Below are 14,603 nucleotides of genomic sequence, written 5' to 3' on the forward strand. Positions count from 1 at the left end.
AATTACCTATATGGGATGAGTGAGTGGGCATAATTTCTTAATTCTTCGTCTAATCTTTACAAAAATATAACACTGGCTTTATATCTTCATACTATCATTATTGGTAAGAGTTGGAGGAGGAGCCAGAGATCATGCATTTTTTTCGTTTCATTAAGGTGAAGGACAAGTTACTTGTACTTATGATTGTTTGTGTATTATCGAATGTATTGCTAGGTGTATTTAGTGTGGATTATTTGAGAAAAATGTCGTGGCATGCAAGTGAGAGTTACAAACAGGGGCTTGTTCCAATTGGATGGCTAAATGAGCTGGAGGAATCGCAACGTCAATTAGATTTTATCGTTGATTCTGATGGTGATTATAAAAGAATGTCAGCCATTTTAAAAGACGTGGATAAGCCGTTAGACCATTTAAAAGGGCAAGAAATTGATAAAAAAATGAGTCATCAAATTAATAAGTATAAATCCTTGCTAGGAAAGCAGAGAGAAAAGATTGAGGGCTACCAGCAATTGAAACAAAGTGAACAAGAGAAATTTTATTCACAGACGTTTCTACCAATAAGTCAGGAAATTCATACATTATTAGAAGAAACTCAAAACTATCTTGTTCAACGAGCAAAAGACCAACAACAGTCCTATCAAGAAGATGTACAATTTGGTTATTGGCTGCTTGGTGGGGTGTGTTTAACAGTTGTGATGCTAGTTATTATTATAGGATTTATAGCAACAAAGGCAGTCAATGTACCTACACGACAATTGAAATCATTATTAAAGCAAGCTGAACAGGGTAATTTCACTGCCAATGCAAGTTATGTGGCTCATGATGAGCTAGGTGAGGTAGTGCTTTCTTACAATCAAATGGTCACAGAAGTGAAACGTTTACTCCATACAGTTACGGACAGTGCCTACGAAGTGGAGAAAATGACTGGGAAATTGCAGGAGTCCTCAGAGGAATCCTCTACAACAACATTAAAAATAGCTAAAGATGTACAGTCTATTTCAGATTCAACAGCTGCGTCTACTAATAAATTGGCCTCCAATACATCATCACTAGAAGAAGTTTTAAATGATGTACAGGTCATATTAGAGAAAATTCAAATTGTGGAAAATTTCGCCCATAAAACTGCTAGAGATGCGGAGAGCGGTACTGAAATTGTGCAGGCCAATTTGGCGCAAATGCAGACGATTAAGCAAGCTGTCGAGAAATCCAATACAGCCATTTTTAATTTAGTTCAACGAGCATCATCTATCTATCAAATGATAGAGGTCATCGAAAGAATAACAGCTCAAACAAATCTATTGGCGTTAAATGCATCTATTGAAGCGGCAAGAGCGGGCGAGCATGGCAAGGGATTTGCAGTAGTAGCGAATGAGGTACGTAAGCTTGCGGAGCAAACCGTCCATTCTACACAAACTATTACATCCATTGTACAAAACATTCATTTGGATTCAAGCTATGCAGTGCAAATGATGGAGGGCGTTCTAGTGGCAACCGAGAAAGGCGTTACTGTAACAGGACAAACGGCTTCCAGTTTTGATCAAATTTTAGAAAAAGTACATACAATCAAGCCTTATATTATGGAAGTATCTTCTACAGTTCAAGAGATTGCCAATCATACAAAAAAAGTTAGTGATGATGCGGTTATGTTGACATCGTTATCTGATACGAATACAGTATCGACAAAGCATGTTGCTGCTTTAACAGCCAATCAATTAACAGCACAGCAACATTTCCATAATTATATTAAAGAATTACGAAAGGTATCAAAAGTGCTACAAATAGCCGTTAAACGTTTTTCAATATAATTTAGTCATTCATATCTTAATGGGCGATTGAATCTCCTTTGTAAAGTTAGCAAAGGGGATTCTTTTTATTTGCTCTAATAACTTGTTGGATGGTAGTTTCAAAATATGTCCTCTGTGAATATACAAATGTATTTGATATATTTTTGTAGCACAATAATTTAAAATGTTCATATACTGAGAAGTAAGGGATAGTATGTTTCTTTTATGAATATTTTTAATATAATTGTTGTATTTTCAAAACGAACACATTATAATGAATTTCATTGAAAGTGTTATTAAATCAATGTTTATTAATATATTTTTGTACTTTCCATAAGTACAATTGTTCACATGTGGAGGTTTTGAGAAATGAAAAAAATTATGGTTACCGGAGCACTTGGTCAAATTGGTTCTGAGCTTGTAGAAAAACTTCGTAGTATTTATGGAGAGGACAATATACTTGCTACTGACATTAGAAAGCTTGACCATACTGAGGGCCCGTTTGAGATATTGGACGTTACAGATGGACAAAGAATGCATGATTTAGCAAAGGACTTTGGTGCTGATACAATGATGCATTTAGCAGCACTATTATCAGCTACAGCTGAAAGAAATCCTTTGTTGGCTTGGAATTTAAATATGGGTGGATTAATGAATGCTTTGGAAGTTTCACGAGAGTTAAATATGCAATTCTTCACACCAAGCTCAATAGGGGCATTCGGACCATCTACACCGAAGGAAGACACACCTCAGGATACATTGCAACGCCCGACAACTATGTATGGTGTTAATAAAGTGGCTGGCGAATTATTATGTGATTATTACTTCAGCCGTTTTGGAGTAGATACACGTGGTGTCCGTTTCCCAGGTTTAATTTCTTATGTAACACCCCCTGGCGGTGGTACAACTGATTATGCGGTAGAGATTTTCTACGAAGCGATTGAACAAGGTAAGTATACATCTTATATTCAAGAAGGTACGTATATGGATATGATGTACATGCCAGATGCTTTACAGGCAATTGTCGATTTAATGGAAGCCGATGGTAGTAAGCTTGTTCACCGTAATGCTTTTAATATAACAGCAATGAGTTTTGAACCATCGCAAATCGCAGCTGAAATAAAAAAACATTTACCGAACTTTACAATGAACTATCAGGTTGACCCAGTTCGTCAGGCAATAGCAGATAGCTGGCCAAACTCAATAAATATTGAAGCGGCACAAAAAGAGTGGGGCTTTAAAGCAGAGTACGATTTGTCAAAAATGACGGTAGATATGTTAGAAAAGCTAAAAATTAAACTGCATAAAAGAGCGATTTCATAATAGCGATTGAACGGATGATGTGATAGACTTCATCCGTTTTTTTATGAAATAAATGGGGGATATATATTCTTATTGGAATAGATTCGTTTATACTTGTGTTTCAAGATCAGCAGACATTACATCATTAGTGAAAGTTGAAGAGCGATTTCCGGTTTAGGAAATCGCTCTTTCAGGTTTAAATTATTTATTTAACATATGAAAAACTTGCTCAACGTCCTTATCGCCACGACCTGAGATATTAATAATAATAATGTCATCAGTTGTAAGAGTAGGCGCTAGTTTTAGTGCATGGGCAACTGCATGAGAGCTTTCGAGTGCAGGAATAATACCTTCTACCTTCGATAGCACCTGAAATGCCTCTAGGACTTCTTCATTTGTCACGGTAACATACTCTGCACGACCAATTGTTTTTAAGTGACTGTGCTCAGGTCCCGCACCTGGGTAATCTAACCCTGCGGCAATCGAGTATGTTGGTAGAGGGTTTCCCTCTGCGTCCTGTAGCACTAAGCATTTGAAGCCGTGCAGTTCTCCAGGCGTTCCTTCGTTAAGTGTAGCAGCTTGATCTGGCTCTATTCCGATAAGACGAACATTTTTATCAGCAATAAACTCTGCGAATGCCCCTATAGCATTACTTCCACCGCCAACACAGGCTAGGACAGCGGTTGGTAGTTTTCCTTCTTTCTCCAAAATTTGCTCGCGGCTTTCGCGGCTAATAACTGATTGGAAATGTTTAACCATTGAGGGGAATGGGTGCGGCCCAACAGCAGAGCCCAATAAATAAAATGTCGTTTCGTAGTTTGCCACCAAATCAGCGAATGCTTCATCAACGGCATCCTTTAAACGTCCTTGCCCCTTATCAACAGCTACTACCTTTGCTCCAAGAAGCTCCATTCGAAATACATTTAATGCCTGACGTTTAGTATCCTCTAACCCCATATAAATAGTACAATCCATCCCGAACATGGCACAGGCAGTAGCGGTTGCCACACCGTGTTGTCCTGCACCGGTTTCAGCAATAACGCGATTTGCTCCCATACGTTTTGCTAATAAAATTTGACCCAATACATTATTGATTTTATGTGAGCCCGTATGGTTAAGATCCTCACGCTTTAAATATATTTTTGCGCCAGCCAATTGCTTTGTTAAATTTTCTGCAAAATAAAGAGGGGATTTGCGACCGACATATTCATTGAAATAATAATTCAATTCTGTATTAAAGTCTGCATCATCTTTGAATTTTTGGAAATTTTCATCCAAAATAGTTAATACATGCTGAAGCTCCTCTGGAACGAAGCTTCCACCAAATTCTCCGAAATATCCTTTATTCTCTGCTACTGTACTCATCTTTTCTCGACTCCTCTACGCTCATTTTTTCATAAAAAAAAGCCACTCCAATCCTCTGTAAAAAGGACGAGTAACCGTGGTGCCACCTTTATTCGCAATTGATGCGCGCTTTCTAACTCCGATAACGGGGAGCCAATCGGCCTTACATTGGAGTAAGGCTGCTCTGAAGTCCATTCACAAGTACGTACTACTGGTTTACACCGACCACCAGCTCTCTTTAAGTAACGATGCTTGCTACTACTCTTCTTCTTCGCATTTATTAGAAAGAATTGTAGAATGTTTTCAGAATATTGTCAAGAAAAAAAGACGAATCTTGTAAGACTCGTCTATTCAATCATCTCTTTAAAGTGAAGGCGTTTATTGAGTATATACATAATAGGTGCACCCACCGCTAAAACAACGAATTCACCTGCTGCCACCGTTAGCCAAGTCCAAAAGAATGGTAGCTCTAAGGCTAAATTCAATTCAAAGGCAATTATAAACATTGTACAAGTAAATAAGAATGTATTGATGATTAAGCGTGCCCAAATATTTTTAACAAATTTACAAATCAAAATGAACAAACCCAATGTAATCATAGAATGTCCAACACCAAATACTAAGTCGTAGATACCAAGTGGTGAAAAGATATTAGCAATAAATACTCCAATTATGATACCAACGGCAAAGCGTGGATTAAAGGCCACTAAATGGTTAAAAATTTCAGATACACGGAACTGCACCTCTGTAAAACCAAATGGTGCAACAAGCATCGTCACAGCAATGTATAGAGCTGCAATAATACCACTTGCTGCTAAAAACTTTATTTTCATATTCATTTCTCCTTAGTTTTTTTTCGTGGGATGGTTACGAACCACGTAGAGCAAGTGCAATCATATCAGTATTCATGCGGGTTTGTAAATAACTATGTGTAAATAATGTGTAAAATATTAAAGCGGCTAAAATATTCATTGTATTTCTCTCATCTTCTTCACGAAGTTCTTTAATGAGGTGAGTGTAAATTCGAATTGTTGTATCTACATCTGCATGTCCAAGTCGTTCGGAAATATACTGAACTGAAATTCCTTTATAAAATAAAATGCTGGCATGAATGAGGTAAACCATGAATAGAAAAAAGTATCCATTAGAGATTTTCGAAGAAATACTAGAGAATGGATTACTAAAACAAGTTGAATTTTCTAATAAAGAGAAGTTGCATGGAAAAATAACACAGTGGATTACACAATTAAAGGGAGAACTAATTGAATATGGAGAACTTAAGCATGATATAGAGTTTGTAAAAGAAGTATTGTTGCAAGCAGATACTTTGATCGATAAACATTCTTTTAGTAGTGCCGTAGATTGTGCTCACACAGCACTACATGGATATTTAAAAGCAATATGTGATGAACAGAATATTACCTTTGATGAACTATAAAAATTCAAGATATGTGGGGAAGGTTGAAAATATCCCATCCAAAATTCAATATTAATGTAAAAGATCATCACAAACCCATTAATCAAACAGTCAACGCTATTGGCAAGTTTTTAGAGAACATGAATGATGTTAGAAATAATCATGTTTTCTCTCACCCTAACAAAGATATATTAGAGGAAAATGAGGCTAAATTTATTATTAATTTATCAAGAGTGTTATTGTTTGATATAGATAGCAAAACACATGATTCCTGAAATCCGAAATTTCCATCTTGTAGGGGTGGATTTTTTTATGTTAAAATTCATTACTTCTATTCTATAAATCCATCACATTTAGGAGATTATTAACTCGAAATTACCTTTATTTTCTAAATAGTACTATTTTTTAAAAAATTAGTTATTATAGAAAAAAATGTTATTATTAACATTGTTAACCTAAATGAGCAAAAAATACTACTAGAAAGAGCTTATAGCGTCGACACTATACTCCCAGGGAAAAGCTCTATCCACTTGTTTGTGAATTTGCTCATTTATATTTTGAAAATAATAAAGGTGGAATGATTAAATGTTAAAGAAATTTTTAGTGTTAACAATAGTTTTTACAATAGCATTTTTTAATGTATTTCAATTTAATAATGCTGTTGCAAAAGCAGAGAGTTCATTAGAGGATAGTAATATTGAGTTAAGTACACAGTATTTAGAAAATTATGCCGAAAATAACACAAAATATAGTATAAATGGCAATATAGAAACCTATACACTAACTTTAAACGAAATAGTATATGAATTAACATATGATACAGAGACAGAATTATTTTCAACAAAAGCTATTGATTTAAATAGTGGTGAAGAATTAGACATTGAACAATTAAAAGAGCAACAACTACAAAACGGAGAAGTTGTGAGTAGTGACATTTCTGATAATTGGATTCAACCCAGGATTGCTATTCCTTTAATCCCTGTTGCGGCTTGGGCATTTGACACCTTACTTGCTATGATTATTGCAGCATCATTAGTTACTGTAGTAGTAGTTGCGAAGGATCAAGTAAAACCTGAACTGATTGAGAGATTGAAAGACAAAAATCCAACAATTATTTATCGCAGTGGTAGTGGAAATGGCACAAATTTAACTCCAAGACCTCAAGATACTGGAGGGCTTTCTTATAACTTAAAAATGCCTAGTGGTTCGTTTACAGCAACTACCATAGAAGCTGTAAATAAAACAGGGTCATTAAAAGCTATTAAAGATGGTGGTAATCATGTTTCTGTAAAAACAGATAAGTCATCAGATATGAAAGGTTGGATTGATAGTCGAGACAATGCAAATGACAAACCGCATAAATACACTAGGATTCTACAGGGAATTTCTGTGAAAGTTAAATAAGCAACATTTCTATGAAAGGTATGAATTTTTATGGAAGATAATTTAGTGATTTATTATTCCTATAATTTGAATTGGAATTTACCAAAGACAATTCAAAACGAAGCAAAAGCATTTCTTTGTCAAATTACCAATGAACAATTGCCACTTATATTTCAAAAATATTCAAAAGAATGTTGGGAGAACGCAGTCGATGTCGTCATATCTATCGGCTATCCAAATAACAAATTGGCCTTGCCTAATTTATATGAATTATTTAAGGATTTGAATTGGCCAGGAGCATCAAAAGCCTTAGATTATATAAAGGGTCTAGAACGTCATGTGAATAGTGTATATATAGAAAATGCTTGTGCTAAAGCTGTTGAGGAAAATGATACGGAATGGCTTTATTTTTTGTATGAGGTAAGTGTACAACTTCACATTAATAAAGATGATTTTAAAGACATTAATTTATATAACGGAATGAAAAATGCTTATGAAGAAGCTTGAATTGAATAATTTTATTGAAAAAGAGTAGCATGTGCTACTCCTTTCAGACTGAGACAAAAGCCGTCGAGAAGTTCATTCTCGAAGGCTTTTGTCATTTTTCTATCTCTTTCATTTTCATTATTTGGTAAATCATTGCTGTATCCAACATACTCTTCGAGCATAGATGCTCTCTTAAGCTGTCTGCCACGTCCAAGTAGCTAGTTTCTTTAAATTCATGGTAGCAAAAGTAAGCATCGCCTGCACATGGACAATTTTTTTAGATCTCTTAAGGTTGTCCATCGCATACCATGCTTTTCTTTTGCATCCGCAAAGACACGCTCAATCGTTTCTTTGCGCTTGGCATAAATCTGTTTGATGTCATAGGAATGGCGTAAATGTTCAGCTTCCTCCACATCATACGACTCCCAAATATGATGTTGAATGAGTTTTTGATGATGCTTACTTTCTGTACATTGGGAAAGGCTTGGACACTTCGCACAAATCAAAGGATTCGATTTATATTGGCGATATCCTACCTTCGTCGTTGTCGCATACTTCAATATCTGCCCTTGTGGGCAAAGATAACAATTATAGTGCGTGCTCGTCATATATATACTCATGCTTTCGGAAGAATCCATCTTTCGTTTTAGGACGTGTATATGGAAGAACAGGCAACATTTGATTCTCTAACAAAAAGTTCGTAATCGCTGGTGTTTTATAGGCTGCGTCTGCCGCAACAGCTTATGGTTTTTGAACGTTTTGAATGACCCTTTCCACAAGTGGCTGCAATACATGGCTATCATGCACATTTCCCGGAGTCACAATGGCACCTAAGACAAAGCCTTTTTCATCTGTGGCTGCATGGAAAGAATAGGCAAACTGTTTCGTACGTTCATCCTTCACGTAATAGCCACTTTCAGGACCTGTCGTACTTTCCTTTATTTCTTTCCATTCTTCCTTTTCAAACTTCTCCGGGGGAAAGGGCTTTTTTCCGTGTTCCTCACGATCCATATTTAACTCTAATTGAAGCTTCTCTTCATAAGCCCGTGTTTCTTTTCGCACAACCTTTTTATCATACTTCCGTTTATTCGCACTCGCTTTCACATGCGTGGAATCGATAAATAAATGGTCTGCATGGAGGAGTCCTTGATGTATAATCTCTTTTAAAATACGATAGAATATCTGCTCAAATATATCGGTGTCTTGAAAGCGACGGACATAATTTTTACCGAAGGTAGAGAAATGCGGGACTTCTGTATGGAAGCCAAATCCTAAAAACCAACGATACGCCATATTCGTTTCAATTTCTTTGATGGTTTGACGCATGGACCGAATACCAAAAACGTACTGAATAAACGTCATTTTAAAGAGAACAACAGGATCAATACTAGGACGCCCATTAGGTGAATAGAGATGTTCGACTAAAGGATAGATAAATGAAAAATCAATAGCAGCCTCTAGTTTTCGCACTAAATGATCGTTGGGAACTAATTGATCAATCGTTAACATTTCTAATTGTTCTCGTTCATTGGTTTGATTCTTCGTCATCATCGTTTATCACCTCAAAAATTTACTTTTCAACACCCTATGTAGATAAAAGTAAAGTAAGTACTTTATGTAGAAGTTGATTGGAACGAAGGGCGGCGACCCCGCCCGCGGAAAGCGTCCGCCCGTAGTGGAAATCAATGGCTTTACTTTTTTTCATTGTAAAAGAAAAAAGACTGTAGGCAAACTCTCAAATTTTTTGAGTTTGTCTACAGTCTGAAATGACCACCCTATTAGGAGTGGTCATTTTCTTTTGTGTAAAAAATGTGTAAAACGATACAGAAACCAGACTTAACTAAATCGAACGAAAATTTGTACATAAAGTTAAAAACGTTGATAATACAGGGTTTTCATTAATAAAAATACTCAATGCAAGTAAGTTTAGCCCAATCTTTTCGTGGGATGGTTACGAACCACGGTGCTTTCACACAAGTCAATATTTTATTATACATATCTAGCAGAAGTCAAATGTCAGACTTTTTATCTATATGACTAAATTCGCAAAATTGTCATAAATATTTTTTACTATTTTTTAAAAAGGAATCGAATAACAAAAATAGCGTAGTTTAGCGGTTTAAAGCGTCAAATTAAATGGAATACTAAAATTTTTTGTGAAATACAAAAGTCAGAACATTCATAATGTTGTTGACGGAGCTCAATAATAACGATAATATAGCGATACATTCACACTTTGTTTGGATAAAGTGTGATAGATATTCCAGAACTTAATCGGGGGGATTAATGGTGAAGAGCAATGTCAAAAAGCTTTCATTCTTACTCTTTGGACTAGTATTACTACTGGCTGCTTGTGGTAGTGGTGGGTCTAGTTCAACAGAATCAAAGGGAAACGAAACGAATAACGCAAGTGACAGCGGGAACGCAGATGATAAAACATATAAAATCGGAATTACGCAAATTGTAGAGCATCCATCGCTAAATGCAGCGACGGAAGGCTTTAAAAAGGCGATTGAAGATGCAGGTTTAAAAGTTGAGTATGATTCACAAATCGCACAAGGCGATAATAGTCTTAACACAACGATTGCTAACAATCTAGTAAGTGCAAACGTAGATTTAATATTTGCTAACTCTACACCTTCTGCACAGGCCGCGGCAACAGCAACAAGTGATATTCCCATTATCTTCACATCTGTAACAGATGCTGTAGGTGCTCAGCTCATAGAGTCAATGGAGAAGCCAGGGAAAAATGTTACAGGTACTATCGATTTACATCCTGAAACGATTTCTAAAACAGTGGCCTTTTTAAAAGAGCTAGGTGCTAAAAACGTTGGTATGGTCTACAACGCTGGTGAGCAAAACTCTGTAGCACAGGTGAAAGAAGTAAAAAAAGTGATGGCTGAGCAAGGTCTTGAGGTTAAAGAGGCATCTGCAGCAACTTCTGCGGAAGTAAAGCAAGCCACTGAATCCTTAATTGGTAAGGTCGATGCATTCTATATTATTACGGATAATACAGTAGTTTCTGCATTAGAGTCTGTTATTGATGTAGCAAATGCCAATAAATTACCTTTAATTGTTGGAGAGCTTGACTCTGTAGCGCGTGGTGGTTTGGCGGCTTATGGTTTTGAATATTTCGATATCGGATATGAGGCTGGGCAAATGGCAGTGAAAATTTTAAAAGGTGAGGCAACACCTGCTGAAACGCCAGCGCAATTTCCACAAAATCTAAAGCTATTAATTAATAAAAAAGTAGCAGATGATTTAGGAATTGAAATTAAAGATTCTTGGGGTGCAGAACTTCTAGAAAAATAGATTGAAGCGGGGGAACCATCCCCGCTTTATCTTCATTTACAAGCAGTAGAATAATAAAGAGATTTAGGAGATGATTCAACGATGTTTTTAGCATTATTTGGCGCAGTGGAGCAAGGAATCATCTATGCAATTATGGCACTTGGTGTATATGTAACATTTCGGGTGTTAGATTTTCCGGATTTAACGGTTGATGGAAGCTTTGTAACAGGGGCGGCAACAGCAGCAACAATGGTTTTGCTTGGCTACCACCCAATCTTAGCGACTTTAGTGGCAATTGTTGCTGGATTTATTGCTGGATGTATGACAGGAATTCTTCACACAAAAGGGAAGATTAACCCACTTTTATCAGGGATTTTAATGATGATTGCTTTATATTCCATTAACCTACGGATCATGGGGTTAACTGCAGAAAATACGATAGGTCGCCCAAATATTCCATTACTAAACTCTGAAACAATATTTTCAAAGTTTCAAGCGTTTTGGAGTAATTTAGGGATTGATGATGCTCTCAACAGCCTATTAAAAGTCATGGGGATTCAGCAAGTACCAGGTACTTGGAGTGTACTAATTGTTATCGTAATTATTACGATTTTAATTAAAATAGGAGCAGATTGGTTCTTAAAAACAGAGGTTGGGCTGGCTATTCGGGCTACTGGTGATAATAAACGAATGATTCGCAGCTTCTCAGCTAATACAGATACACTTATTATTCTAGGGCTAGGACTTTCCAATGCACTTGTCGCATTTTCTGGAGCTTTAATCGCACAATATTCAAAGTTCGCTGATGTAAGTATGGGAATCGGTATGATTGTGATCGGGCTTGCATCTGTTATTATCGGGGAAGCAATTTTTGGTACAAAGACCATTATTCGTACCACTTTTGCAGTCATCGCTGGAGCTATTATTTATCGTATTATTTTAGCGCTAGCATTACGTGTAGACTTCCTGGATTCTGGCGATATGAAATTAATTACAGCTATCATTGTCATTTTGGCGTTGATTTTGCCTCAATTTATTAACAAGCGTAAGGAACGAAAGCGTAAGGCAAAACGAGCTGCCGAACTTACACAAGTCAAACCAGTAGAGCAAGGAGGAAAAGGCCTTGCTTAAATTACACGGTATAAATAAGGTGTTCAATGAAGGGACACCGGATGAAAAGATCGCTCTAGCAGAAATTAACTTACATTTAAAGCCTGGTGATTTTGTTACTATTATTGGGAGTAATGGGGCAGGTAAATCAACGATGATGAATATGATTTCTGGCGCCTTAACACCAGATTTTGGCACGGTCTCGATTGATGGTAACAATGTTACTCATTTGCCTGAGTATAAGCGCTCGCAATTAATCGGTCGTGTTTTCCAGGATCCAATGGCAGGGACAGCACCTGCTATGACGATTGAGGAGAATTTGGCACTAGCTTACTCCCGCAATAAGAGTAGAGGATTGAGAAGAGGTGTAGACAAGAAACGTCGTGAGTTTTTTATTGAATCGTTAGAGATGCTTGGATTAAATTTAGAAAACCGTCTTTCTGCAAAGGTTGGGTTACTTTCAGGTGGGGAACGACAAGCTTTGTCTCTCTTAATGGCCACTTTTACAAAGCCATCCATATTATTGTTAGATGAGCATACAGCTGCGCTGGATCCTTCACGTGCAGAACTAATCACCCGCATTACAAAGTATTTAGTAGAAAAAGATCATTTGACGACATTGATGGTTACGCATAATATGCAACAAGCTTTAGATTTAGGGAATCGTCTAATTATGATGGATAAAGGTCAGATTATTTTAGAAGTTGGAGAAAATCGTAAACATGAATTAACGATACCTGATTTAATGGCTGAATTTGAACGCATTCGTGGAGAGAAAATGAATTCGGACCGTGCTTTATTAGGATAAAGGTATATCGTTCATACATTCGTATGAGTATAAGACTATAGGCAAACTCAATGACATTTGGGTTTGCCTATAGTTTTTTCATTTACAATGATGTGAGGGTCGTGCTTCTTCCCTCGCTCCATTCATCTATATAAATGGTTGAGAAAGATGCTGTTGAGGTGACTCTCAAATATTTAAACATAGAAAAAGCCTCACTTGCTAAAAGTGAGACTCTTTCTTTTAGACGAGTAGGCCAAATAGCTGAATATCATTGTTAACTTCTTTATATTTGAAGCCAAACTCATTCATTCTCGCTAGTAATCCCTCGTAATCCGATCGATCGCCGAGCTCAATACCCACTAGAGCAGGGCCGCTTTCTTTATTGTTTTTCTTAGTATATTCAAAGGTAGTAATATCATCATTAGGACCGAGTACGCTAGTTAGGAATTGACGAAGTGCGCCTGCCCGTTGAGGGAAGCTAACGATAAAGTAGTAAAGTAAACCTTCATGAATAAGAGACTTTTCTTTAATTTCCTGCATACGGCCAATATCGTTATTCCCACCACTGATGATAACTACGACAGACTTTCCTTTGATTTCTTCTTTATAAAAATCAAGAGCTGCGACTGACAATGCACCGGCAGGCTCAGCAATAATCGCATGCTTATTATACAAATCTAAAATGGTTGTACATACTTTTCCTTCAGGTACAAGAATAATGTCATCTAAATAACGGCGACAAACATCATAAGTATGATGACCGACACACTTTACAGCAGCTCCATCGACAAATTTGTCAATCCAATCAAGAGCAACTGTGCCACCTTCAGCAAAGGCAGCCTTCATACTGCCAGCACCGGCAGGCTCTACACCAATAATTTTGCTAGATGGAGAAAGGTTTTTAATATAGGCAGAAACACCAGACATTAAGCCACCACCACCGATACTGCCAAAAACGTAGTCGATTGGCTCTTCCATATCATTCATGATTTCTACCGCCACAGTTCCTTGCCCAGCAATAACATCGAAATCGTCAAATGGATGAATGAAGATTTTACCTTGTTCTTCACAGAAGCTTAGTGCGCTTTCAGCAGAGTCATCGAACGTATCACCCGCTAAAATAATTTCCACATACTCACGTCCAAACATACGCACTTGGTCTATTTTTTGCTTAGGTGTAGTTTGAGGCATAAAAATGCTAGCTTGAATTTTTAATTGGGCACAGGCATAAGCTACACCCTGTGCGTGGTTGCCTGCGCTGGCACAAACAACGCCAACATTGCGCGCTTCTTCCTCGATTTTTTTAATTTTATAATAGGCGCCACGAAGCTTGAATGAGCGTACATGTTGTAAATCCTCGCGTTTAAAATAAATATTTGCACCATATTTCTCTGATAAATAGTCGTTTCTTTGTAGAGGTGTATGCACAACTACGTCTTTTAAAAAATGGTGTGCAATGAGAACATTCTCCACTTGCACGGTTCTAGTATCAGCAACTTCCATAGTATTCATCCTCCATTTTACGTTTAAAACATTTATCTATGATAGCACACTTTATTTGCTTTTTGGACTTAATTTTTAGTAAATTCTAAATTTTCCGTGTCCGTTTTGTTATGTAAGCGTTTTATCTTAATTCAACATACTTTTTATATCAAAAAAGGTATCAAACACGGTCATATATCACTTCTATGATAGTGCTCCT

General features: G+C 36.8%; 12 protein-coding genes, 1 pseudogene, 1 riboswitch and 1 other annotated feature. Of the genes and pseudogenes, 8 read left to right on the top strand and 5 right to left on the bottom strand.

Features of this window, described 5'->3' with window-relative positions:
- The first annotated feature begins 131 nt into the window (after positions 1 to 131).
- Entirely contained in the window at positions 132 to 1,802 is a 1,671-nt protein-coding gene (locus AC3CH7_RS21795) for a HAMP domain-containing methyl-accepting chemotaxis protein (protein WP_488381886.1), read from the top strand.
- 348 nt (positions 1,803 to 2,150) lie between these two features.
- Positions 2,151 to 3,104, top strand: a complete 954-nt coding sequence (locus AC3CH7_RS21800; RefSeq protein ID WP_008176053.1) for an L-threonine 3-dehydrogenase — start codon at positions 2,151 to 2,153, stop codon at positions 3,102 to 3,104.
- A gap of 180 nt (positions 3,105 to 3,284) precedes the next feature.
- On the opposite strand, the gene trpB is transcribed toward AC3CH7_RS21800, so the two are convergent.
- The 3 genes from trpB to AC3CH7_RS21815 form a co-directional block, all read right to left on the bottom strand.
- Positions 3,285 to 4,448 carry a tryptophan synthase subunit beta gene (trpB, locus tag AC3CH7_RS21805; protein ID WP_031418434.1) on the bottom strand — a complete coding sequence of 388 codons (1,164 nt, stop codon included), beginning with the start codon at positions 4,446 to 4,448 and terminating at the stop codon, positions 3,285 to 3,287.
- 59 nt (positions 4,449 to 4,507) lie between these two features.
- Positions 4,508 to 4,708: a binding site (T-box leader), on the bottom strand.
- Between the two features lie 66 nt (positions 4,709 to 4,774).
- Entirely contained in the window at positions 4,775 to 5,260 is a 486-nt protein-coding gene (locus AC3CH7_RS21810; protein WP_031418436.1) for a QueT transporter family protein, read from the bottom strand.
- A 6-nt stretch (positions 5,261 to 5,266) separates the two neighbouring features.
- Positions 5,267 to 5,311, bottom strand: a riboswitch (PreQ1 riboswitch).
- A complete protein-coding gene (locus AC3CH7_RS21815) occupies positions 5,295 to 5,552 on the bottom strand; it encodes a site-specific integrase (RefSeq protein WP_281486750.1) in 258 nt (85 codons plus the stop codon). Its footprint overlaps the riboswitch before it by 17 nt.
- On the opposite strand from AC3CH7_RS21815, the gene AC3CH7_RS21820 reads away from it, so the two are divergent.
- The 3 genes from AC3CH7_RS21820 to AC3CH7_RS21830 all read left to right on the top strand — a co-directional run bounded on the left by AC3CH7_RS21820 (position 5,551) and on the right by AC3CH7_RS21830 (position 7,734).
- A complete protein-coding gene (locus tag AC3CH7_RS21820) occupies positions 5,551 to 5,865 on the top strand; it encodes a hypothetical protein (protein ID WP_099806411.1) in 315 nt (104 codons plus the stop codon). The genes AC3CH7_RS21815 and AC3CH7_RS21820 overlap by 2 nt on opposite strands.
- 564 nt (positions 5,866 to 6,429) lie before the next feature.
- Complete coding sequence (locus AC3CH7_RS21825) at positions 6,430 to 7,248, top strand: hypothetical protein (protein ID WP_281486749.1); 819 nt, start codon at positions 6,430 to 6,432, stop codon at positions 7,246 to 7,248.
- Positions 7,249 to 7,278: 30 nt separating this feature from the next.
- Positions 7,279 to 7,734, top strand: coding sequence for a hypothetical protein (locus AC3CH7_RS21830; RefSeq protein ID WP_099806414.1), 456 nt, complete (start codon positions 7,279 to 7,281; stop codon positions 7,732 to 7,734).
- A gap of 171 nt (positions 7,735 to 7,905) precedes the next feature.
- Here AC3CH7_RS21830 and AC3CH7_RS21835 read toward each other — a convergent pair.
- A pseudogene (locus AC3CH7_RS21835) lies at positions 7,906 to 9,264 on the bottom strand (IS1182 family transposase).
- 738 nt (positions 9,265 to 10,002) lie between these two features.
- Between AC3CH7_RS21835 and AC3CH7_RS21840 the strand changes: the two are divergent.
- From AC3CH7_RS21840 to AC3CH7_RS21850, 3 genes are all read left to right on the top strand, one after another.
- Positions 10,003 to 11,025 carry an ABC transporter substrate-binding protein gene (locus AC3CH7_RS21840; RefSeq protein WP_031418444.1) on the top strand — a complete coding sequence of 341 codons (1,023 nt, stop codon included), beginning with the start codon at positions 10,003 to 10,005 and terminating at the stop codon, positions 11,023 to 11,025.
- Between the two features lie 81 nt (positions 11,026 to 11,106).
- Positions 11,107 to 12,135 carry an ABC transporter permease gene (locus AC3CH7_RS21845; protein ID WP_012292688.1) on the top strand — a complete coding sequence of 343 codons (1,029 nt, stop codon included), beginning with the start codon at positions 11,107 to 11,109 and terminating at the stop codon, positions 12,133 to 12,135.
- Entirely contained in the window at positions 12,128 to 12,922 is a 795-nt protein-coding gene (locus tag AC3CH7_RS21850; protein WP_031418445.1) for an ABC transporter ATP-binding protein, read from the top strand. The genes AC3CH7_RS21845 and AC3CH7_RS21850 overlap by 8 nt, the downstream gene beginning before the upstream one ends.
- Before the next feature lie 219 nt (positions 12,923 to 13,141).
- On the opposite strand, the gene ilvA is transcribed toward AC3CH7_RS21850, so the two are convergent.
- Complete coding sequence (gene ilvA / locus AC3CH7_RS21855; protein ID WP_012292690.1) at positions 13,142 to 14,404, bottom strand: threonine ammonia-lyase IlvA; 1,263 nt, start codon at positions 14,402 to 14,404, stop codon at positions 13,142 to 13,144.
- Between the last annotated feature and the right edge of the window lie 199 nt (positions 14,405 to 14,603).

This window comes from Lysinibacillus sp. F12 (assembly GCF_057773605.1).